The sequence below is a fragment of the Sphingomonas sp. GC_Shp_3 genome (genome assembly GCF_026540945.1).
Taxonomy (GTDB): domain Bacteria; phylum Pseudomonadota; class Alphaproteobacteria; order Sphingomonadales; family Sphingomonadaceae; genus Sphingomonas.
This window is the reverse complement of record NZ_JALNUT010000010.1, coordinates 1-20,902: the sequence shown is the minus strand read 5'-3', so window position 1 is coordinate 20,902 and position 20,902 is coordinate 1. Positions and strand designations below refer to the sequence as shown.

Here is a 20,902-nt window from a genome sequence, read left to right as displayed (position 1 = left end):
GAAATGAACTATGTTGACTCGAAAAGCGTCGATCAGATCGGCTATGACGAAGAGACTTCGGAATGCCATGTGATCTTTAAGAAAAGCGGTCACTACGTTTATTCCGAGGTTATTCCGGATGTCTGGGAGCAGTTCCAGAACGCAGATTCCAAGGGCATTTTCGTCAATGAGGAATTCAAGAAGAAAGCCTATCCCTGTCGTAAGCTCTAAATGCCCTCCGAGTGATCGGCAGGGTCATGACGGGGGGTAAGTGGCCGGTCGGTGGTCATCGTCCACACCGCCACGAGCGAGTATATCCCTGATCCAAGCCAGAATCTCCTGCCGCCGCAGAGGAACGAATAGCTTCTTTTGGTTCGGCTTATAAGAAGCCTTCGCCCGCATGCTCACGAAACCGCTCATGGTCGCGTACATATTCCGCAACCATCTCAAGCGATGAATGCCTGCTATGCTCTTTCATCTTGAACAAATTAGCGTTTTGGCGACCGGCTTCGGTAAGGAAGCCAGCGCGGAGAGAGTGACCTGAGAAGAGTTCGGCCGGGTAGCCCGCCGCGACAGCAGCAGCTTTCACCACCAGCGCCACGCCTTGGGCGCTCATCGGCTTATCGGTGAGCCGGCCTTGCGGCGTGAGCTTGCGGAACACCGGACCGCTCGCAATGCCCGCAGTCTTCAGCCAAGCCCGGTAGTGGCGGACCGGCTCTAGCCGACGCCCGTCGGGGATCGCGACCGTGTGGCCCTTGCCCTCCTGATCGGTTTTTGAGGCCGCGATCCGAACCAACAGCCCGCGGCTGTCCTCGTTCACTTGCCCGACTGTAATCGCCACCAGCTCGGAACGCCGAAACGCGCCCGCCATCCCGATAGCGAGCAGCGCGCGGTCGCGGAAGCTGCGCAGATCCTCGCCGACGATCGCGCGCACCATGTCGCGGAGCACGTCGCCATCGGCTGGGCGCTTCTTCCCGGGCAGATCACCTCGCTTATCCTTGCGGATGCCGCGCATCGCGCGTTCGAGGCGTGACGCGTCGGGTTGAGAGGTGGGGGGCTCAACGTCAGCCGCGCGGTGCGCGAAGACGATCGCGGCAAGGCGTCGGCCGATCGTCGCGCGGCCGAGCGGCACAGGCGCTTTCCGCGGCAGTACCTTGCCGCGCTTCGTGCGGCGGAGCTCTTGCGGACTGAACCCGCTCTCGGCGAGCAGCGTCAGGAACGCGGCGACCGTCGCCGGCGTCGCTGGGAGCGGCCGATAACCGCTTTCCTGGCACCAGGCGCAGAACATTCGCCAATCCGATTTGTAGGCGCGCAACGTCGCGTCGGCCGAGGCTCGGCGAACATAGTCGTCAACCCGTTCGCGATCGTCGGGCGCGAGCTGCGGGAGATAGGGCTCGAGCGACTGAACCTGGTCGACCACGACCAGCGCGTCAGCCACGATACCAGCCAGATCCGAAGGATCGACGTGCGCCGCGTTATCGATGCCACCATCGTCGGCCATGCCGACCTCCCGCGTTACGTTCGTCCAAACCGCAACAGGCGCGTGCGCGGCCGTTCCGGAACCCTCGGAAATGATACGCGACCGCCCAGATTGAAGCCAGCATGTAATTAGCGGGAATCAGCGTTATCGCTAATTATGAAGCGTGGCATGTAACGTTCGGAGGGTAACCCGGAGAATGAGTTTTGCGACACGAAGCGCTGCAAACGCCCACGCGTTCCTTTTTCGATCTGCATCGGTCGGATAGGTTCAAGGACACCCTCAAACGTACGTAGGCGAGTCCACGATGGGAAGTGTCGATCTAACAGAGATGCGAAGGCAGCTCCGCTCGATGACGTTTGAACGCGGCACGCCGGATCAAATCGCACTTTGGCGTGAAGATCTGGCGGAAGCGCGCGCGAACCTCGTGATCGAGGGACTTGCACCGACGGCAGATGACGATGAAATGTTTGCAATGATGCTTGATGAGGGCGTTCCACCGAGTTTGATGCCGACCCTCATATTACAACTTTATCAGCAGTAGACGAAGCTGGGTTCGTTCGTTTCACCCCGCACGAATGTAGTCAGCATGAGCCAGAAGTCCCAAGGGTTCTGCAGTCGGCGACCGAATTTCGGCTTTGCAACTCCATCCTCCGTCCAACCTGCCTGCGATCGTCGGCAGATCGCTGATGTTGCGGTTAGTGGCCATTCGGCACCGTTTTGCCGGACACGTCCCAAGGTCCGAATGATCGCGCCGGTAAATAAGTCCGCCATGGAGCGCACTTGCTCAATGCGGGTCGATCACGATCGGTCGTCGAAAGCACGAACTCGCATCGTTTTGCCTGACATCTACAGAGGTGCGTCTCGCGTCGGGGCATTCCGATTCGTGCTTTCGACGACCGATGACCTGCACGGTGTTGGGAGGTCGCCCACCGAGCGTGGGGGAGACCCGGGGCCGCCCATACGACAGCCCCGGTCTGCTAGTACCCTTTCGGGAAACGGACACGCTCGATAAGCGGCCGCGGGTATGGCGTGTCTAGAGGCTGTAGGAAAAAGAGCAACTCTCTCGCGGTGCTCTTAAAATCGGGCTTCGATAGAGCAGGTGTGCTACGGGACACACCTTTCGTCAGCGCAAACGACGAAGTATATTCGAGCTATGGCAAAGGCACAGCCTACCTCGACGAACACCGCAGTTCGCGACCCAAAGACGGGTAATTTTCAGACTGTACGCGGGGTCGGTGCGATCAAAGGCCGCCTTACATTGGAAAAGGGTATCGATCTTACCAAACCGATCGCGTCGCAGGTGATGAAGGGCGGCAAAACCAGAAAGAATGCTACGCAGAATCTTTTGAGACGCCCTGGCAAGGAGGATAACGCACGTTCCCGGGCGGGCGACAGTACGAAAGGGTGTGCTGTTGGAACGGTCGAGTAATAGCCTAGGCCCGCCTATCGACCAGCGCTCATGGATCGCACGCGCCGTGCCAAAGGCTTCCAGACGCGCACAGCGGTCGAGCGGCTTTCAACTTTTAATTGAATCCTCATGCGCCCACGCATATATCGGACGCAACATGGCCGTCCCCCCTGTTGCCGCTGGCATCAAGGGGCGGCCTTCTTCATATCTGGGCTGTATGCTTCCGCCCTACACCAAACCTCATCTCAGTTTCGCAGACCAGCTCGCGCTTCTCATGCAGCGCGGCTTGGTTGTGACCGACCAAGCCAAGGCGGTTCTCCACCTTCAGCGGATCGGCTACGGACGTCTCACGCCCTATTGGCAACCCTTCCAGCAGCTCGTTCCCGATCCCAATGATGCGACGCTGACCGTCCGCACCTAGCAGTTCCAAGCGGGGGCCGAGTTCCGCCACGCTGTCGATCTCTACCTCTTCGACAAGCAGCTTCGCCTCCTCTTCCTCGACGCAATCGAACGGATCGAGGTCGCGCTGCGCGTGGATCTCGCGCATGCCATGGGCAAGCGTGATCCTTGCGCGCACCGTTCACCGGCCTTTCTCGACGCCCATCGTGCCAACCAAGGCATGCCTGGAGGGGGCACACGGCACCAGAATTGGCTTGCCAAGGCCGATGGCGCGATCGCCCGCTCGAAGGACGACTGGATCGAGGAGTTCTACGCCACCTACAGCCCGCCCGTGCCGATCTGGATGGCGGTCGAGGCATGGGACTTCGGCACCTTGTCCTGGTTGCTTGAGATGGCGCACCCCAACGATCGTGCTGCCATCGCCAAGCGCTACGGCCTTCTTCCCAACACGCTGGTGAGCTGGATCAAGACGCTCGCCTTCGTGCGCAACATCAGCGCGCATCATGCCCGTCTGTGGAACGCAGGCATCATCAATCAGCCGTTGGTGCCCAAGCCGTTCGAGGCACCGCAGCTCGTGCATATTGGTAGCGACTTTGAGCGGCGCACGCGTGTCTATGGTGCCGCGGCCGTGGCCAGCTACTTCGTCAGGCGGATCAATCCTGGGACATCCTGGCCGTCTCGCATGAAGGCGCACTGGCAAGCGTTCCCAGCAATGCCGTTCGCAAGTTCCATCCAAGGCGGGTTCTTGGCCGGCTGTGACGCAGAAGCGATCTGGGCCTGATCTAAGGGCCCCGCGGGCGCGGCCCTGCCGGGCCACGGCTCCATCGGTGCTGGGCACCGGCCGAGCCACCGTGCCGGCATCTCGGCCCGTCCGGGTGACGATCCTCGCGTGAGGTGTGCCACGTGGCACACCTATGGCCCCGCGCCTATGCGCGGCACTTAGCCGATAGAGCGCCGGGCCTCTTCAGGAACTGGGCGCCAATGCCTCAATAATCCGGCAGTCGGCGACGGTGTTACGGCTACAGGAATCGATCAACGTATCGAGCTCGCCGGCGAGCGCTGTCAGGTCGGCAATCTTTCGCGTGATGGCGTCGCGGTGCTGATTGGCGATGACGTCCACCGCGATGCAGGATTGGTCGCGACGATCGGCGAGTCCCATCAACTCCCGCACCTGATCAATCGAGAAGCCGAGATCCCGCGCGCGCCGGATGAACGACAGGCGGCGAAGATGCGCGACCTCATACGTCCTGTAGTTCGCGGCCGATCGCGCTGGCGCCGGCAGCAAACCGATCTGCTCGTAGTAGCGGATCGTCTCGACCTTGGTGCCAGTTGCTCCAGCCAGTTTTCCGATCGTCAGTTTCTCGGACATCGCGCTTGACCCTCTAGCGACTAGAGGGTGCATATAGGCTGCCAGATCGATTCTATCGAGGTGGCGAAACATGGCCTGCACGAGCTGCGCGTCCGACAAGACGGGCACCAACGACCCGAGATGGCGGCGCGCGCTGTGGATCGCACTCGCGATCAACGGGGCCATGTTCGCGATCGAGATTGTCGCCGGCATCATGGGCGGTTCGAAGGCGCTCCAAGCCGACGCGCTCGACTTCTTTGGCGATACGGCGAATTACGCGATCAGTCTGGGCGTCGCAGGCATGGCCCTCGCCTGGCGCGCCCGCGCTGCGATGCTGAAAGGTGCAACGCTCGCGCTACTCGGTCTCTACGTCCTGATTGCGGCAGGATGGGCGGCCGTTCACGGAACCGTGCCGCATGCCGAGATGATGGGCATCGTTGGTGTCGTCGCTTTGATCGCGAACCTCGTTGTGGCGGTCATGCTCTACCGCTTCCGCAGCGGTGACGCGAATATGCGATCGGTCTGGATTTGCTCGCGCAACGACGCGATCGGCAACATCGCCGTCGTCCTTGCCGCAGGCGGCGTGTTCGGCCTGAACAGTGCATGGCCCGACCTCGTTGTGGCGGCGCTGATGGCAGCGCTGGGATTGGCTGGCGGCTTTCAGATCATGCGACAGGCCCGTGCGGAATTGCGGTCTTCCCCACGTTCTGGGCCTGTCGATTTCCGAGGATCATTACATGGCAGTCGGTAAGCTGCTACGGGCCGGGCCGATGCAACGCCTGTCCGCTTTCTTCCTCTGTCTGATGCTCGCGCTGTCGCTCGGGTTCGGATCGGTTGCGCACGCGGCCGAGGGGCCGGACGTGGAGGTATCTGCCTCTACGTCAATCGGCCATGCCAATGGCGATGGCGACCAGGTGCCGGCGGACAGCCAGAAGGGCTATCCCCATCATCATGGCGGATGCCATGGCCATGATATCGGCGTTCCGATGGCACCTGATCCGGTCGCATCCGCTACAGGAATGTGCGTGATGCCATCAGCTTGGAACAATGGTCCGATGGCGATGGCGCTTTCGGACCCGGCGCTGCGACCTCCCCAAGCCTAACCGACGTCTAAGCTCCGCCCGGGCACACCGGTGCGGATTCCAGCGTTCGTCAGGAGATACTTACCCATGCAGCGTTTAATCGCGGCCCTATTGGCCGTGGCGTCATGCGCGTCGATTGCGCAGGCGCAATCGTCCGAGCCGATATCGACCAGTCCAACCCTTACGCTCGAACAGGCGCTGGCGCTCGCCGGCGCGACCGCGCCCGCGCTGGACGCGGCGACGGCCGCGGTCCGGGCAGCAGAGGCGGGTCGCACCGTCGCGGGCTATCGCCCCAACCCCTCGATCGTCGCGGAAACCGAGAACGTCGCGGGCAGCGGACAATATCGCGGGGTGCGCAGCGCCGAGACGACGGCCGGTCTGGCGTTCCCGATCGAGCTTGGGGGCAAGCGGTCCGCGCGCATCGCAATGGCCGACGCGATCGGTAGCCGCGCCCGGATCGGCTCTGCCTTGGCCGAAGCCGATCTGCGCCTTGCCGTCACCCAACTCTATATTGAAGCGACGGCGGCCGACCGTCGCCTTGTCACGGCACGCGAGCAGGCGGGGATCGCCCGGGAAGCGCTGCGCGCAGCCGGTGTCCGCGTGCAGGCGGGGCGGGCATCGCCCCTCGAACAGCAGCGGGCCGACGTGCTGCGTATCAATGCCGAAACCGCCGTCGAGCGCGCGCAGCGTCTCGCAGAGGTCGCGCGCGACAATCTGACGCGCCGTATTGGCCAGCCCGTCATCGGCGCCCTGGACATGGCGTGGTACGATCGCGTCGAGGGCTTTGGTCCGGCGCAGCCGATTGCGACCGCCGGCACGCTTGCGCTTGCCGCTGCGCGCGCGGACGCGACCACAGCCGAAGCACAGGTGAGGCTCGCACGTTCGCAGCGCGTCCCCGACGTGACGCTCAGCGCCAGTGCGCGTCGTCTCGAGGCGACCAACGACGTCGCGGCAGTGTTCGGGGTGTCGATCCCCTTCCCCGTCTTCAACAACGGGAAGGCGGCCGTCGCCCAGGCTCGCGCCCAGAGCGATCAGGCACAGGCGCTTCGGCGTGTAGCCGAGCTGGATACGGCACAGGATATCGCACGCGCCCAAGTCGAGGTGGCGAATGCGGCTACGTCCGCCCGCAACGCGAGCGGACCTGCGCTCGCGTCGGCAACCGAGGCGGCGCGGATCGCCCGGATCGGCTACCGCGAAGGCAAGTTCGGCCAGCTCGACCTTCTCGATGCCGAGCGGACCCTGTCCGAAACGCGAACCGCCGCGATCGACGCGCTCGCCACCTATCACGATGCGAAGGCCCGCCTCCAACGGCTCGTTGCCGCCGCGCCCTCGTCCGAGGAAACCAATCAATGACCAAAATCATCATCCGGGCGCTTGCACCCGTGACCCTGGCCCTCATTCTTGCGGGCTGCGGTAGTGGGAGCAGCAGCGGCGAGGCCGGCGAAAAAGCCGGCGCTGAGAAGACCGAGAAGGCCGAAGGCGGCGAGACCAAGGAAGCGGCCAAGGATGTCGTCACCTTATCCGCACAGCAGATCGCGGATGCCGGTATCGAGGTAACGCGCCCGACCGTGGGCGGCGAAGCTGGCGCGATCGAGCTGTCCGCGACGATCGAAGGCGATCCGCAGGGCGTACAGGTCGTGTCGGCCTCGGTCGGAGGGCGCCTCGTCTCGCTCACCCGCAATCTTGGCCAATCCGTCAGCCGCGGCGATCCGCTCGCGATTATCGAGAGCCGGGAAGCAGCATCGCTCAAGGCCGAAGTCGAGGCAGCGCGCGCACGTGCCGCCCTCGCCGGGTCCAACCTGCGCCGCGAACAGCGCCTGTTCGCCGAGCGCGTCTCGCCCGAACAGGATCTCGTCGCCGCGCGGACCGCGGCGACCGAAGCCGGTATCGCGCTGCGCCTGGCGCAGCAGCAGCTATCGGCGACCGGCAGCGGGGGTGGCGCGCTTAACCGCATCGCGGTGCGCTCGCCGATCGGCGGTCAGGTCATCGCACGGTCCGCCACGCTCGGGCAGACGGTCGCGGCCGACGCCGAACTGTTTCGCGTCGCCAATCTCTCGAAAGTCACCGTCACCACGTCGCTGGTGCCGAATGATGCCGGCCGGGTGAAGCCTGGTGCGCGCGTCGAGGTCACGGCCCCCGGTCGGCGTCAGGAGGGTCGGGTGACGTTTGTCTCGCCCGTGCTGGACGAGACGACCCGGCTGGTGCCGGTGATCGCAACGCTCGACAACGCCGGCAGCATCTGGCGGGTCGGCGAGACGGTCAACGTGTCGATCCTCGTGCCCGCCACCGGAGACCGCACCGTTGCCGTGCCTTCGGCCGCAGTGCAGATGATCGAGGACAAATCGTTTGTTTTCGTCCGGACCCCGACAGGGTTCCGCGCGCTGCCCGTGACATTGGGCCGGACCAACGGTGGTCAGGTCGTGGTGACATCGGGCCTCACCGGCTCCGAGCGGATCGCGTCCACCAACAGCTTCACGCTCAAGGCTGAACTCGGCAAAAGTGCAGCCAAGGACGAGGACTGAGCCATGATCGGTCGCATCGTCACCCTGTCCGTCGAAAAGCGATGGCTGGTCCTGCTTTTCACCGTCGCCGCTGCACTGATCGGGATCGGCGCGCTGCGCCAGCTTCCGATCGATGCCGTGCCCGACATCACCAACAACCAGGTGCAGATTAATATCGTTGCCCCTGCCCTTTCCCCGGATCAGATCGAAAAGCAGGTCGCGTTCACCGTCGAGACGTCGCTCGCAGGCATCCCCGGACTCGACTATACCCGGTCGCTCAGCCGCAACGGCTTCGCCCAGGTCACGGCGGTTTTCTCAGAAAAGACCGATATCTACTTTGCACGGGCGCAGGTCGCCGAGCGCCTGCGCTCCGCCCAGGAAAACCTTCCGCAGGGGGTGAATCCCGAGATGGGGCCTATCGCGACCGGGCTCGGCGATATCTTCATGTGGACGGTCGAATATCGCGAGCTGGATCAGACTCGTCACCGCAACGGCGAACCCGGTCTGCAACGCGATGGCAGCTACATCACGCCGGAGGGCGATCACCTTGTCAGCGATGCCGACAAGGCGACCTACCTGCGTACCGTGCAGGACTGGATCGTCACGCCGCAGCTCAAAAGCACGGCGGGCCTGGCCGGCGTGGACTCCCTTGGCGGCTACACCAAGGAATATCTCGTCGTTCCCGACGTCCAGCGGATGGCGGCGATGCGCCTCACGCTGCAGGATCTGTCGACCGCGCTCGAGCGCAACAACACCAGCGCCGGCGCTGGCGTCGTCAACCGCAATGGTGAAGGGCTTGCCGTCCGCTCGGACGGACGTGTGCGCAACGCCGACGAACTCGCCCGCACCGTCATTGCCACGCGCGAGGGCGTGCCGATCCTGCTCAACCAGATCGCGACCGTCCGCACTGGGCAGGGGCTCCGCATGGGGTCCGCGTCCGAGAACGGCCATGAAGTCGTGGTCGGGACTGCGGTAATGCGGATCGGGGAGAACAGCCGTACCGTATCGACGGGCGTGGCCGAGCGGCTGACCCAGATCGGCCGATCCTTGCCGGTCGACGTGGTGGTGAAGCCGGTGATGAACCGGACCGAACTGGTAAACTCCACCATTGCTACGGTTGCCCGCAACCTCGCCGAAGGCGCGGTTCTGGTCATCGTCGTCCTGTTCGCGCTGCTCGGCAATTTCCGGGCGGCGCTGATCGCTGCATTCGTCATCCCGATCACGATGCTGCTCACCAGCATCGGCATGCTGAAAGCCGGTGTCTCAGCCAATTTAATGAGCCTCGGCGCGCTCGACTTCGGCCTGATCGTCGACGGCGCCGTAATCATCGTGGAGAATGCCCTACGGCGTCTCGCCGAGGCGCAGCACGGCCGCGATGGCGAGCGGACGATGGAACAGCGGCTCGGTTTAGTCGCCGCGTCCGCCCGCGAGATGATCCGCCCGTCCGTCTACGGGCAGGCGATCATCATCCTCGTCTATGCGCCGCTCCTCACCTTCTCCGGCGTCGAAGGCAAGATGTTCGAGCCGATGGCGCTCACCGTCATCATCGCGCTCGTCTTCGCCTTCATCCTCTCACTGACCTTCATACCCGCGGCCATCGCCATCTGGCTCAGCAAGCGGGTCGAGGAGAAGGAAAGCCGCATCGTCGCGTTCCTGCGGCGACGCTACGAACCGGGACTCGGCGCGGCCATGCGCCGGCCGAGCCTCACCATTGGCGTCGCGGTCGGCGCGCTCGCGCTTGCCGGTGTCGCCTTCACCACCCTGGGTCAGGAGTTCCTGCCCCAGCTCGATGAAGGCAATATCCTCGTGCAGGCTGTCCGCATCCCGGGCACGTCAGTCGACCAGAGCCAGGCCATGCAATTCCAGGTCGAAAAGGCGCTCGCCAAGGCGCCGCAGGTCCGGTTTGCTTTTTCGCGCACCGGTACGTCCGAGATCGCGTCCGATCCGATGCCGGCGAACGCGACCGACACGTTCGTCATCCTGAAACCCAAAGGGGAATGGCCTGATCCCGGCCTGTCCAAGGAGGCGCTGGTCGAGCAGTTGGAAAAGCGTCTCTCCACCCTGCCGGGCAACGCTTATGAGATCACCCAGCCCATCCAGATGCGCTTCAACGAGCTGATCGCCGGCGTACGCGGCGATATTGCGATCAAGGTGTTCGGCGACGACTTCGGCGAGATGAACGCGACCGCAAATCGCATCGCGGGCATCTTGCGTGCGACACGCGGCGCCGCAGATGTCCGGGTCGAGCAGACCGAAGGTCTGCCGATGCTTGACATCCGTCCCAACCGCACCGCCATGTCGCGGGTCGGGGTGACTGCCGGCGACGTGCAGGACACGGTTGCCGCTGCGATCGGGGGACGACAGGCCGGCGTCATCTTCGAAGGAGATCGTCGCTTCCCCGTCGTAATCCGCATGGCGGAAAGCGCACGATCCGATCTAACCGCGGTCGCCCAGGTGCCCGTGCCGACCGCAGGCGGCGGTTTCGTGCCGCTGTCGACGGTCGCGGATATCGCCGTCGTCGACGGTCCCAACCAGATCAGCCGGGAGAACGGCAAGCGTCGTGTCGTGGTGCAGGCGAACGTCCGCGACCGCGACGTGGCGGGTGTCGTCGCGGATGCACGCGCTGCGATCGACGCCAAGGTGAAGCTGCCCCCGGGCACCTATCTCGAATGGGGTGGGCAGTTCGAGAATTTGGCATCCGCGCGCGACAGGCTGGCCATCGTCGTCCCGATCTGCTTCGCCGTCATCATGCTGCTGCTCTACGGGGCGCTAGGTTCCGTACGCGACGCGCTGATCGTATTCACCGGCGTGCCCTTGGCGCTTGTGGGCGGTGTGCTGGCGCTGGTGCTGCGAGGAATGCCGTTCTCCATTTCCGCGGCCGTAGGCTTCATCGCGCTGTCAGGTATCGCGGTCCTCAACGGGCTGGTGATGGTCTCCTCCATCCACGACTTGATGCGCGACGGCGTGGAACGCGCGGTCGCGGCGTATCAGGGGGCGCTTGCCAGGCTCCGGCCGGTTGCCATGACGGCACTCGTCGCGTCGCTCGGTTTCGTACCGATGGCGCTGGGGCACGGGGCCGGTGCCGAGGTGCAGAAGCCCCTCGCCACCGTCGTCATCGGCGGGCTGATCTCGGCGACCCTTCTGACGCTGTTCGTGCTGCCGACGCTCTACGCCCGCTTCGGCGCGCGCAAGCTGCCGGCGTCGTCGGACAGCCATCTTGAACTCCCTCCGCTGCCCGCTCCGGCACACTGAAAGACAGATCATGCACGATCATTCAGCGGGCGGAGACGCCCATGACCATAGCGAAGCGGGTGGTCACGACCACGGTCACGCTCACGGGGGGCATGGGCACAGCCACGCCCCCAAGAGCTTTGGCCGTGCCTTTGCGATCGGTACTGCCCTCAATTTAGGCTTCGTCATCATCGAGGCCGGTTACGGCATCGCGTCGGGATCGATGGCGCTGCTGGCGGATGCCGGCCACAATCTGAGCGATGTGCTGGGCCTACTGATCGCTTGGGGCGCGGCGACGCTGGGTAAACGCCGCCCTGGCGGCAAATACACCTATGGCTTCCGCAGCTCGTCGATCCTGGCGGCGTTCCTGAATGCCCTGCTGCTGCTCATCGCGATCGTCGTGATTGCGGTGGAGGCGATCCGGCGCTTTTCCGAGCCGGCTCCGGTAGCGGGCGGGACGGTGATGATCGTCGCGGCGATCGGCATCGTCGTCAACACCGCGACCGCGCTCCTGTTCATGTCGGGCCGCAAGGGCGACCTCAATATCAAAGGCGCGTTCCTCCACATGGCGGCCGACGCCGCGGTGTCGGCCGGCGTCGTGGTGGCAGGCTTCATCATCGTGAAGACCGGCCTCACCTGGATCGACCCGGTGACGAGCCTGGTCATCGTTGGTGTGATCGCGATCGGGACGTGGGGGTTGCTCCGCGATTCCGTAAACATGAGCCTTCAGGCAGCACCTCCCGGCCTCGACCCCGAGGAGATCGGCACGTTCCTGCGCGGACGCCAGGGCGTGCAGGAGATTCACGACCTCCACGTCTGGCCGATGAGCACGACCGAGACGGCACTGACCGTGCATCTGCTCGTCCCGGGCGGCTACCCCGGCGACGCCTACACGGCCGGCGTCGCGGCAGCTCTGAAGGAAAAGTTCGGGATCGATCACGCGACGATTCAGATCGAGACCGACCCGGGAACGCCGTGCGTGCTCGAATCCGACAAGACCGTTTGAGGGCGTGGCGATGCAGGCCGTAGCTTTCACCCTGATCCCGGTCACGGCCGTGCTGCTCGGTTCGCCGGTGGCCGTTACCAGACGACCCAGCGAAGCCGTCATAAGCGCCATGCAGCATCTGGCGGCAGGCGTGGTGTTCGCCGCCGCCGCAGTCGAAATCCTGCCCCAGGTGATGCACGAAGGCTCGCCCGTCGCCACGTTCATCGGGGGCGCGATCGGCATCATCGTCATGCTGTCGCTCAAGGCGATCGAGGGTCGCGCCAAGGGACCGATCGCCATGCTTGCGGCGGTCGGCGTCGACATCCTGATCGACGGGCTGGTGCTGGGACTGGCGTTCGTCGCAGGCGGCAAGGCTGGCGTGCTGCTCACCATTGCCTTGACGCTCGAGGTGCTGTTCCTTGGATTGACCGTGACGACCGAGCTCGGCGAAACGATCCGATCGAAGGCCCGCATCGTTGGGATTACGGCGGGGATCGCCCTGCTGCTCCCGATCGGCGCGGCGCTGGCGACGCCCGTGGCCCTGTTCCCGCCTATCGTCGTTGCCGGTTTCCTGAGTTTCGGGTTGATGGCTTTGCTCTACCTCGTGACCGAGGAACTATTGGTCGAGGCGCATGAGAAGCCCGACACCCCGCTCATCAGCGCCATGTTCTTCATCGGCTTTTTGGGGTTGCTCCTGATCGAGGAGATTTTGGGCTGACCGATCAGCATGGCGCACGCTGGACGGACGAGGCCGACGCCGAGCTACGCCGGCGTGTGACGGCCAGACAGACCATCGCGCAGATCGCCCGCGAGATGGGACGGACGATGGATGCGATCCGCGGTCGTGCTGCGGCCTTGCGCATTACGCTGCGATCCTCGCAGCGACCGTGGCGCGACGGTGTAACTCGTCGGTGATCATTCACCGGAGTATGTTTAATTGACTCGAAAACCCTTTGCCCTAAGTCTTCCATGACGTGACACGCTTCTTACGCCCTTTCCTGCTGTTCATGGCCGTTCTCGGTCTATTCGGGCAATCGACGGCAATGGCTATGAGCCCCGCCCAGGGCGTCACCATGCCGATGACGGCTATGGCGACAATGGATTGCGGCGACAGCATGATGTCCGGGCAGATGCACGGCTCTATGCCGTGCAAGAAGATGACCCTTCAGTGCATTGCTGTGATGGGATGCGCGATCGCGCCCATTCTTCAACCTGTCGGCATCACGCTTTCAGCGCGGCAGCTTGACCTTCTTACACCAGCTTGGACGCTGACCGCGCGCCTTGAAGGCCGCACCTACGGTCCCGAGCCCGATCCACCCAGCTTCCTGATCTGACACCCGGATTCCGCCTGCGGCAGGCTTCTTTTTCGAAGCTTGCGTGCTGACGGCCTACTGCTCAGATCAAGGATCAAACATCATGAAAATCGGATTTTCCGGCGCTCTCGTCGGTATTTTTTCCACGCTTGCGGCCACTTCCGCATCCGCGTCTCCGCGCGCCGACGATGGTCATTACGAATGGCGGCCTAGTGTCCAGGCTCCTGGCCCTCGCGCGCCGCTTGCCGTGTCGCATCGCGCCTGGGTTCCAGCGGCGGTCGAGATGATCGCTGCCGACACCGGCCGCCCACTGATGGCGGCCAAGTCCGGCAACATGGCTTGCTGCGTCTCACACAGCTCTTGAGCAAGCGATGAGGAACCGACCGGCAGGCCGAAGCCCTGCCGGTCGGTTCTACGCTCTCGTCTGCCAGCGGGGAAACCATGTCCAGATATACGATACTGAGCGTTGCGCTGATCGCTGCGCTTACCACCACCACAGCCACGGCTGGACCGCTCACGTTCGATGGAGCGCTCGCCGCAGCGAAGGGCCATGCGCCGTCACTACGCGCTCGTACTCTCGGTGCTGATAGCGCGCGTGCTTCACGTGGGGCCGCAGGCGCTCTCCCCGATCCGAAGCTCGCACTCGGGGTCGACAGCTTCCCGGTCTCGGGGCCGCTCGCCTTCGAGCCCAATCGCGACAATTTCACGTGGGCGCGGGTCGGACTGTCACAGGACATTCCGAACGCGGCCAAGCGGCATGCGCAACAGGCGCGCGCCGATACCGATATCGCGACTGCCGATGCAGAGGCGGTAGCTGAAGCCCGCACCGTTGAGGTCGAAACTGCAATCGCTTGGATCACACTGGCCTATGCCGAGCGCCGTCTCGTGGCACTCGACGCCGTGCGCGGCAGGCTGGAGCGTCTGGTACGGACATCCCCCAGTGCGGTATCGGCCGGTAACGCTCGCCCGGCGCAGACGCTTGCGGGACGCCAGGGTCTCGCAGCCCTAGATGATCGCCGCGACGAACTGGTGTCCGCGGTCGCGCGCGCGCGCTCAGACCTGATCCGCTGGACCGGAGATCCGACCCCTGTGGTCGCCGGCCCGGTGCCGGACTTCATGGTGGAGCCCGCGCAATTGCGCAGCGCGCTCGACCGCAACCCCATGCTGGCGGCGATTGCCGCCCGTGTCGGCCAAGCCGATGCCGATGTCCGGTTGGCGCAGGCCGATCGCCGTCCGGATTTTGGGGTCGACGTCAGCTACCAGCGCCGCGATCCGCGCTTTGGCGACTATGTCTCCGCAGGCGTCACTATCGGCCTGCCGCTGTTCAAATCGCACCGCCAAGACCCGTTGATCGCCGCCCGCGCCGCGGACGCGGCGAAACGGCGCGCCGAGCAGGAAGATACCGCCCGCCAACTCGCGGCAGGCCTCGATGCGAGCCTTGCCGATCATGTGATGCACCATGCGCAGTGGATGCGATCGAAGGAGACACTCGAGCCGTTGGCGCGCGAGCGCGTCGATCTCGAGACCGCGAGCTATGCTGGCGGACGTGCCGGACTGCTCGATGTCGTCGACGCACATAGTGCGCTTGCCAATGCGGCCCTCGAAACGCTCGACCGCGAGGCATTGGTCGCGATCGACGGTGCACGTCTCACCCTTACCTATCGGAGCGACCCACGATGAGCCCGCGCGATCTCGTCCCCCGCACGCCCGCGTCCCGCGCGGTCGTTCTTGCGATCCTTGCTAGCGGCGGGATCGGGTTCGTCGCCGCACGGTTGACTGGTCCGGCTACGACCGCCCCGGCGACATCGGCGACCGCCGGTCCGGCCTCCGCGGCGAAGCCCAAGCCACTCTACTATTACGACCCGATGGTGCCGCAGGAGCATTACGACAATCCGGACTCGCTCTCGTCGATGGGGATGAAGACGATCCCCAAATATCCGGATGCGAGTGCCACGGGACCGGCCGCCAAGCCCGGCATCTCGATCGATCCGTCCGCGATGCAAAATCTCGGCATCCGTATCGCCACGGTGACTACCGGGACGCTGGCCGGCGCACTGGATGCGACCGGCACGATCGACTTCAACCAGCGTGACGTCGCAATTATCCAGTCGCGCGCAGCCGGGTTCGTCCAGCGGGTCTATAATCGGGCGCCGGGCGACGTGATCGCGCGCGGGGCGCCGATCGCCGACATCTTGGTGCCCGAATGGGGCGGTGCACAGGCGGAATATGAGGCCGTGCGGCGGACCGGCGACAGGGCGCTCACTGCGGCCGCAGCCCAGCGCCTGCGCCTTCTCGGTATTCCGGGCGGCACGCCGCGCGGGCGCGGCATGACCACCGTGCGCAGTCCAATCGCCGGTGTCATCCAGACGCTTGACGCGCGGCAGGGTGTAACGCTCGCCACCGGGCAGACGCTGGCACAGGTCAACGGCCTAGCCACGGTCTGGCTGAATGCCGCAGTGCCCGAGGTGCGCGCGAGCGCCATCAAGGTCGGGCAAACCGCGACTGCCGAATTGGCGGCCTTCCCTGCCGAGCATTTTACCGGACGGATCATCGCTGTCTTGCCGACGACACAAGCCGACAGCCGCACGCTCACGGTACGGATCGAGCTGCGCAACCCTAGCGGTCGCTTGCGCCCCGGCATGTTCGCGACCGTCCATCTGGGCGGCACGTCCGACACCGCACTGCTGGTGCCGAGCGAAGCCGTGATCCGCACCGGCATGCGGACGCTGGTCATGCTCGCCGAGGATAAGGGCCGCTATCGGCCAGCAGAGGTCAAAGCGGGCCGTGATGCAGGTGGCAGGACCGAAATCCTCGCCGGACTGGCACCAGGCGAGAAGGTCGTCGCGTCGGGCCAGTTCCTGCTCGACAGCGAGGCGAGCCTGACCGGCATCGCCGCGCGGCCGATCACGGGCGACACGCAGTGATCGCGCGGATCATCGAGGCGTCCGTCAAGGCGCGTGTCCTCGTCCTGCTCGCAGCCCTCGCGCTGATCGTCGTCGGAGTGGGCGCTCTGCGCTCGACAGCAGTCGATGCGCTGCCCGACCTATCCGACGTCCAGGTCATCATCCGCACCACCTATCCGGGCCAGGCCCCGCAGATCGTCGAGAACCAGGTTACGTATCCGCTCGCGACGACGATGCTGTCTGTGCCGGGCGCGCGCGTGGTGCGCGGCTATTCGTTCGTCGGCGACAGCTTCGTCTATGTGTTATTCGACGATGCGACCGATCTCTATTGGGCGCGCAGCCGGGTCCTCGAATATCTGAGCCAGGTGCAAAGCCGCCTGCCCGAGGGCGCAAAGGCATCGCTCGGCCCGGATGCTACCGGGGTGGGCTGGGTCTATGAATATGCGCTGGTCGACCGGACCGGGCGTCACGACCTCGCGCAACTCCGCAGCATCCAGGACTGGTTCCTACGCTACGAATTGAAGACCGTGCCGGGGGTCGCCGAGGTCGCGAGCATCGGCGGGATGGTGAAAGAGTATCAGGTCGTCCTCGATCCGCAGAAGCTGGCCGCTTACGGGATCACCCAGGAGGCGGTGACCGAGGCGCTGAAGCGCGGCAACCAAGAGAGCGGCGGATCGGTCCTTGAGATGGCCGAGGCGGAATATATCGTTCGCGCGACCGGCTATCTGAAGACGCTGGACGATTTCCGCAGCGTGCCGCTCAAGACGATTGGCGGCGTGCCCGTTACACTCGGCGACGTCGCCACGATTCAGATCGGTCCCGAAATGCGGCGCGGATTGGCCGAGCTCAACGGCGAGGGCGAGGTTGCAGGCGGTGTCATCGTGATGCGTCAGGGCAAGAACGCGCGTGATGTGATCGACGGCGTTCGTACCCGGCTCAACGAATTGAAGAAAAGCCTGCCACCTGGCGTGGAGGTCGTCACCACCTACGATCGGTCGGGCTTGATCGATCGCGCGGTCGATAATCTGCGCAGCAAGCTGATCGAGGAGTTCATCGTTGTGGCGCTCGTCTGCGCGCTGTTCCTCTGGCACGTCCGTTCGGCGCTGGTCGCCATCCTCACCCTGCCGCTCGGCATCCTCATCGCCTTCATTGCGATGCGCGTGCAGGGATTGAACGCCAATATCCTCTCGCTGGGCGGCATCGCCATCGCGATCGGCGCAATGGTCGACGCGGCCGTCGTCATGATCGAAAACGCGCACAAGCATCTCGAACATTGGGCACACGATCATCCCGATGAGACATTGGCGGGTGCCGAGCGCTGGCGCGTGATCACTGCCGCAGCGGTCGAGGTCGGCCCGGCGCTGTTCCTCAGCCTTCTCATCATCACGTTCTCGTTCGTGCCGATCTTCTCGCTTCAGGGCCAGGAGGGGCGGCTGTTCGCGCCCCTGGCCTTCACCAAGACCTATGCGATGGCGGGAGCTGCGATCCTGTCGATCACGCTGATCCCGGTGCTGATGGGGTTGCTGATCCGCGGCCGCATCCCGTCCGAGAATGCCAACCCGATCAATCGCGTCCTCACCCGCGTCTATCGTCCCGCGCTCGACTGGGTACTGGCGCGGCCGAAACAGGCGCTGGTCATCGCCGGCCTCGTGTTTGCGACCAGCCTCTGGCCGATCAGTCAGCTTGGCGGCGAGTTCATCCCGCAGATGAACGAGGGCGACCTGCTCTACATGCCGTCCGCGCTGCCCGGCATCTCGACCGCCAAGGCCGGCCAGCTTCTCCAGCTCACCGACCGGCTCATCAAGACCGTGCCGGAAGTGGAAAGCGTGTTCGGCAAGGCCGGCCGCGCCGATACCGCGACCGACCCTGCCCCGCTCGAAATGTTCGAGACCACGATCCGCTTCAAGCCCAAGGATCAGTGGCGCGCGGGCATGACCCAGGACAAATTGATCGATCAGCTCGACAAGGCGGTAAAGGTGCCAGGCCTCGCCAATTTCTGGATTCCGCCGATCCGCAACCGGATCGAGATGCTGTCGACCGGCATCAAGAGTCCGATCGGCATCAAGGTGGCAGGCGCGAACCTCGCCGAGATCGACGCGGCCGCGCGCGAGATCGAACAGGTCGCGAAGACCGTGCCCGGGGTCGGCTCGGCGCTGGCCGAACGGCTCACCGGCGGGCGGTATATCGATGTCGATATCAACCGGGCCGCCGCGGCACGCTATGGCCTCAACGTCGCCGACGTGCAGTCGATCGTGTCGGGCGCGATCGGCGGCGAGACGATCGGCCAGACCGTCGAAGGGCTCGCACGTTATCCGATCAGCGTGCGTTACCCGCGCGAGCTGCGCGATAGCATCGAGGGTTTGCGCAATCTGGCCGTGCTGACGCCGGCAGGGCAGCAGATCACGCTCGGCACCGTCGCCGACGTTCGCATCACCGATGGACCGCCGATGCTACGCAGCGAGAACGGCCGGCCGGTGACGTGGATCTACATCGATGGACGCGGCGCGCCGCTCACCACGATCGTTCGTGATCTGCAAAACGCGATCGCCGCCAAGGTGAAACTGCCCCCCGGCGTCAGCGTCACCTATACCGGACAGTTCGAGTATCTGCAGCGCGCAGTCGAGCGATTGAAGATCGTCGTGCCGGCGACGTTGGTCATCATCTTCCTGCTGCTCTACGCGACCTTCCGCCGGCTCGATGAAGCCGCGCTGGTGATGGGCACCCTGCCGTTCGCACTCACCGGCGGCCTATGGCTGCTCTATCTGCTCGGCTACAACCAATCAGTCGCCACCGGTGTCGGATTCATCGCGCTCGCCGGTGTTTCGGCGGAGTTCGGCGTGGTGATGCTGATCTACCTCAAGCACGCGTTGGAGACCCGCGGTCCTACGCCGGACGACGCAGAGGTCGCAGCGGCCGTGCGCGAAGGCGCTCTCCTTCGCGTCCGGCCCAAGGCGATGACGGTCGCGGTGATCCTGGCCGGCCTGTTCCCGATCCTGATCGGCACAGGCACCGGCTCCGAAGTGATGAGCCGGATCGCCGCACCGATGATCGGTGGGATGCTGACGGCGCCACTTCTTTCGATGCTGGTGCTGCCCGCCGCCTATCTGCTGCTGCGACGATCGCGCCAGCCTGCCGCTTCTACGTTTCCCCTTCCCCCTTCAACTCAGGAGCAAATATGAAACCGATCGCACTACTCATCGCTGCCAGCCTCACGGCTACCCCCGTAATAGCACAGCCGATGAAACCGATGCCGGGCATGGCGGCGAAGGCCGCCAAAACCGGCAACGGTAGCGGCATCGTCAAGGCGCTCGATCCGAAGACAGCCAAGGTTACGATCCAGCACGGGCCGATCGCCGCACTGGCATGGCCCGGGATGACGATGGCCTTTGTCGCCAACCCGCCAACGCTCCTTAAAGGCGTCAAGGTCGGGCAGCGGATCGATTTTACGGTGCAGGTCACTGCGACGGGGCCGACCGTGACCGCCATCAAGCCACGTTGACGTTGCAGGCGGACCGTCCAAGCCGATCCGCCTCTGCTCTAGGCCGAGGTAGCTTTCCGGGCCTGGTTTCCGCCACGCCGGTTCCACGCGAACCCGATGGCGATAGCGACCGCCATGAGAATTTGTGCGAGCACCGATTGCCAGGTCGGAAACAGACCAAGCATCGACAGCCGTGGCACGTCTGCAAGCGGCGCTATGTCGATGATCCCAGCTTCCTGGAGCGCAGCAACACCCTTGCCCGCAAGCACGACCGTCAATGCCGCCATCAGCCAAGAGCTATAACGGAAGAACTGCGTGATCGGCAGCTTTCGGGTGTAGCGGAGCATGGCCCAGGCGATGACGCCAAGCAAAGCGACCGCTGACCCGGCACCGGCAAGGAGCATTGCGTTGTTCCCCTGCGCCGAGAGCGCCGCATAGAACAGTATCGTCTCGAAGACCTCGCGATAGACCACGACAAACGCCAGCCCGAACAGGAACCACCCCGAGCCGCCCGAAAGCGCGCGGGACATCTTCTCGCGAATGTAGCGCTGCCACTGATCGGCTTGCGCCTTGCCGTGCATCCAGATGCCGACCGAAAGCAGCACGATCGCTGCAAAAAGCGATCCGAATCCTTCGGTAAGCTCGCGGCTCGCGCCGCTGATCCCGATCGCATAGGTCGCAATAGCCCAAGTGACGCCGCCGGCGACGAGCGCGCCAATCCATCCGCCATGAACGTAGCGTAGCGCGTCGGCGCGATCGGCCTTGCGCAGAAATGCGATCATGGCGACGACGATG

The 20,902-nt window shown here is 64.5% G+C and carries 19 protein-coding genes and 1 pseudogene; 16 read left to right on the top strand and 4 right to left on the bottom strand.

The window, feature by feature from the left end; all coding sequences use genetic code 11:
- The first annotated feature begins 3 nt into the window (after positions 1-3).
- Positions 4-210 (top strand): KTSC domain-containing protein, encoded by a 207-nt coding sequence (locus OXR00_RS16080; protein ID WP_260171591.1) that lies wholly within the window; start codon positions 4-6, stop codon positions 208-210.
- Positions 211-358: 148 nt separating this feature from the next.
- Here the strand turns inward: OXR00_RS16080 and OXR00_RS16075 are convergent, their stop codons facing one another.
- The gene (locus OXR00_RS16075) at positions 359-1,480 is read right to left on the bottom strand and encodes a tyrosine-type recombinase/integrase (RefSeq protein WP_183937187.1); all 1,122 of its coding nucleotides are present in this window, start codon (positions 1,478-1,480) and stop codon (positions 359-361) included.
- A 328-nt stretch (positions 1,481-1,808) separates the two neighbouring features.
- Here OXR00_RS16075 and OXR00_RS16070 point away from each other — a divergent pair, with 328 nt between their 5' ends.
- Positions 1,809-2,000, top strand: a complete 192-nt coding sequence (locus OXR00_RS16070) for a hypothetical protein (protein ID WP_346732008.1) — start codon at positions 1,809-1,811, stop codon at positions 1,998-2,000.
- A gap of 1,069 nt (positions 2,001-3,069) precedes the next feature.
- Here OXR00_RS16070 and OXR00_RS16065 read toward each other — a convergent pair.
- A complete protein-coding gene (locus tag OXR00_RS16065; RefSeq protein WP_267389293.1) occupies positions 3,070-3,414 on the bottom strand; it encodes a hypothetical protein in 345 nt (114 codons plus the stop codon).
- Between OXR00_RS16065 and OXR00_RS16060 the strand changes: the two are divergent.
- Positions 3,349-4,047 (top strand): annotated as a pseudogene (locus OXR00_RS16060) (Abi family protein); the annotation flags it as partial. The gene OXR00_RS16065 and the pseudogene OXR00_RS16060 overlap by 66 nt on opposite strands.
- 183 nt (positions 4,048-4,230) lie before the next feature.
- Here the strand turns inward: OXR00_RS16060 and OXR00_RS16055 are convergent.
- Positions 4,231-4,635, bottom strand: a complete 405-nt coding sequence (locus OXR00_RS16055; RefSeq protein WP_267389360.1) for a helix-turn-helix domain-containing protein — start codon at positions 4,633-4,635, stop codon at positions 4,231-4,233.
- Positions 4,636-4,705: 70 nt separating this feature from the next.
- On the opposite strand from OXR00_RS16055, the gene OXR00_RS16050 reads away from it, so the two are divergent.
- The 13 genes from OXR00_RS16050 (at position 4,706) to OXR00_RS15990 (ending at position 20,128) form a co-directional block, all read left to right on the top strand.
- Positions 4,706-5,365: a cation transporter gene (locus OXR00_RS16050; RefSeq protein ID WP_267389292.1), complete on the top strand. Its 660-nt coding sequence runs from the start codon at positions 4,706-4,708 to the stop codon at positions 5,363-5,365.
- Positions 5,352-5,717, top strand: coding sequence for a hypothetical protein (locus OXR00_RS16045; RefSeq protein ID WP_267389291.1), 366 nt, complete (start codon positions 5,352-5,354; stop codon positions 5,715-5,717). The genes OXR00_RS16050 and OXR00_RS16045 overlap by 14 nt, the downstream gene beginning before the upstream one ends.
- A 66-nt stretch (positions 5,718-5,783) precedes the next feature.
- On the top strand, positions 5,784-7,049 hold the full coding sequence (locus tag OXR00_RS16040) for a TolC family protein (RefSeq protein WP_267389290.1): 1,266 nt from the start codon (positions 5,784-5,786) through the stop codon (positions 7,047-7,049).
- Positions 7,046-8,218: an efflux RND transporter periplasmic adaptor subunit gene (locus OXR00_RS16035; RefSeq protein WP_267389289.1), complete on the top strand. Its 1,173-nt coding sequence runs from the start codon at positions 7,046-7,048 to the stop codon at positions 8,216-8,218. The genes OXR00_RS16040 and OXR00_RS16035 overlap by 4 nt, the downstream gene beginning before the upstream one ends.
- A 3-nt stretch (positions 8,219-8,221) precedes the next feature.
- Positions 8,222-11,449 carry a CusA/CzcA family heavy metal efflux RND transporter gene (locus OXR00_RS16030; protein ID WP_267389288.1) on the top strand — a complete coding sequence of 1,076 codons (3,228 nt, stop codon included), beginning with the start codon at positions 8,222-8,224 and terminating at the stop codon, positions 11,447-11,449.
- 10 nt (positions 11,450-11,459) lie between these two features.
- A complete protein-coding gene (locus tag OXR00_RS16025) occupies positions 11,460-12,434 on the top strand; it encodes a cation diffusion facilitator family transporter (RefSeq protein ID WP_267389359.1) in 975 nt (324 codons plus the stop codon).
- Positions 12,435-12,444: 10 nt separating this feature from the next.
- Complete coding sequence (locus OXR00_RS16020; RefSeq protein WP_267389287.1) at positions 12,445-13,131, top strand: transporter; 687 nt, start codon at positions 12,445-12,447, stop codon at positions 13,129-13,131.
- A gap of 256 nt (positions 13,132-13,387) precedes the next feature.
- Entirely contained in the window at positions 13,388-13,747 is a 360-nt protein-coding gene (locus OXR00_RS16015; protein ID WP_267389286.1) for a hypothetical protein, read from the top strand.
- An 82-nt stretch (positions 13,748-13,829) separates the two neighbouring features.
- Positions 13,830-14,090, top strand: a complete 261-nt coding sequence (locus tag OXR00_RS16010; RefSeq protein WP_267389285.1) for a hypothetical protein — start codon at positions 13,830-13,832, stop codon at positions 14,088-14,090.
- Between the two features lie 77 nt (positions 14,091-14,167).
- Complete coding sequence (locus tag OXR00_RS16005) at positions 14,168-15,406, top strand: TolC family protein (RefSeq protein ID WP_267389284.1); 1,239 nt, start codon at positions 14,168-14,170, stop codon at positions 15,404-15,406.
- Positions 15,403-16,650 (top strand): efflux RND transporter periplasmic adaptor subunit, encoded by a 1,248-nt coding sequence (locus tag OXR00_RS16000; protein ID WP_267389283.1) that lies wholly within the window; start codon positions 15,403-15,405, stop codon positions 16,648-16,650. The genes OXR00_RS16005 and OXR00_RS16000 overlap by 4 nt, the downstream gene beginning before the upstream one ends.
- Complete coding sequence (locus OXR00_RS15995; protein WP_267389282.1) at positions 16,647-19,808, top strand: efflux RND transporter permease subunit; 3,162 nt, start codon at positions 16,647-16,649, stop codon at positions 19,806-19,808. Before OXR00_RS16000 ends, OXR00_RS15995 begins: the two co-directional genes overlap by 4 nt.
- Positions 19,805-20,128: a copper-binding protein gene (locus OXR00_RS15990; RefSeq protein WP_267389281.1), complete on the top strand. Its 324-nt coding sequence runs from the start codon at positions 19,805-19,807 to the stop codon at positions 20,126-20,128. The genes OXR00_RS15995 and OXR00_RS15990 overlap by 4 nt, the downstream gene beginning before the upstream one ends.
- A 38-nt stretch (positions 20,129-20,166) precedes the next feature.
- On the opposite strand, the gene OXR00_RS15985 is transcribed toward OXR00_RS15990, so the two are convergent.
- Positions 20,167-20,902: FTR1 family protein (locus OXR00_RS15985; protein WP_267389280.1), on the bottom strand; the 736-nt coding region annotated here is incomplete at its 5' end.

Bases quoted from the DNA above. Each gene is read 5' to 3' on its own strand.
- OXR00_RS16070 (WP_346732008.1), top strand. From the start codon at position 1,809: ATGACGTTTGAACGCGGCACGCCGGATCAAATCGCACTTTGGCGTGAA.
- OXR00_RS16010 (WP_267389285.1), top strand. From the start codon at position 13,830: ATGAAAATCGGATTTTCCGGCGCTCTCGTCGGTATTTTTTCCACGCTT.
- OXR00_RS16035 (WP_267389289.1), top strand. From the start codon at position 7,046: ATGACCAAAATCATCATCCGGGCGCTTGCACCCGTGACCCTGGCCCTC.
- OXR00_RS16025 (WP_267389359.1), top strand. From the start codon at position 11,460: ATGCACGATCATTCAGCGGGCGGAGACGCCCATGACCATAGCGAAGCG.
- OXR00_RS16065 (WP_267389293.1), bottom strand. From the start codon at position 3,414: ATGCGCGAGATCCACGCGCAGCGCGACCTCGATCCGTTCGATTGCGTC.
- OXR00_RS16020 (WP_267389287.1), top strand. From the start codon at position 12,445: ATGCAGGCCGTAGCTTTCACCCTGATCCCGGTCACGGCCGTGCTGCTC.
- OXR00_RS16040 (WP_267389290.1), top strand. From the start codon at position 5,784: ATGCAGCGTTTAATCGCGGCCCTATTGGCCGTGGCGTCATGCGCGTCG.
- OXR00_RS16000 (WP_267389283.1), top strand. From the start codon at position 15,403: ATGAGCCCGCGCGATCTCGTCCCCCGCACGCCCGCGTCCCGCGCGGTC.
- OXR00_RS16075 (WP_183937187.1), bottom strand. From the start codon at position 1,480: ATGGCCGACGATGGTGGCATCGATAACGCGGCGCACGTCGATCCTTCG.
- OXR00_RS16030 (WP_267389288.1), top strand. From the start codon at position 8,222: ATGATCGGTCGCATCGTCACCCTGTCCGTCGAAAAGCGATGGCTGGTC.
- OXR00_RS16080 (WP_260171591.1), top strand. From the start codon at position 4: ATGAACTATGTTGACTCGAAAAGCGTCGATCAGATCGGCTATGACGAA.
- OXR00_RS16005 (WP_267389284.1), top strand. From the start codon at position 14,168: ATGTCCAGATATACGATACTGAGCGTTGCGCTGATCGCTGCGCTTACC.
- OXR00_RS16045 (WP_267389291.1), top strand. From the start codon at position 5,352: ATGGCAGTCGGTAAGCTGCTACGGGCCGGGCCGATGCAACGCCTGTCC.
- OXR00_RS16055 (WP_267389360.1), bottom strand. From the start codon at position 4,635: ATGTCCGAGAAACTGACGATCGGAAAACTGGCTGGAGCAACTGGCACC.
- OXR00_RS16050 (WP_267389292.1), top strand. From the start codon at position 4,706: ATGGCCTGCACGAGCTGCGCGTCCGACAAGACGGGCACCAACGACCCG.
- OXR00_RS15990 (WP_267389281.1), top strand. From the start codon at position 19,805: ATGAAACCGATCGCACTACTCATCGCTGCCAGCCTCACGGCTACCCCC.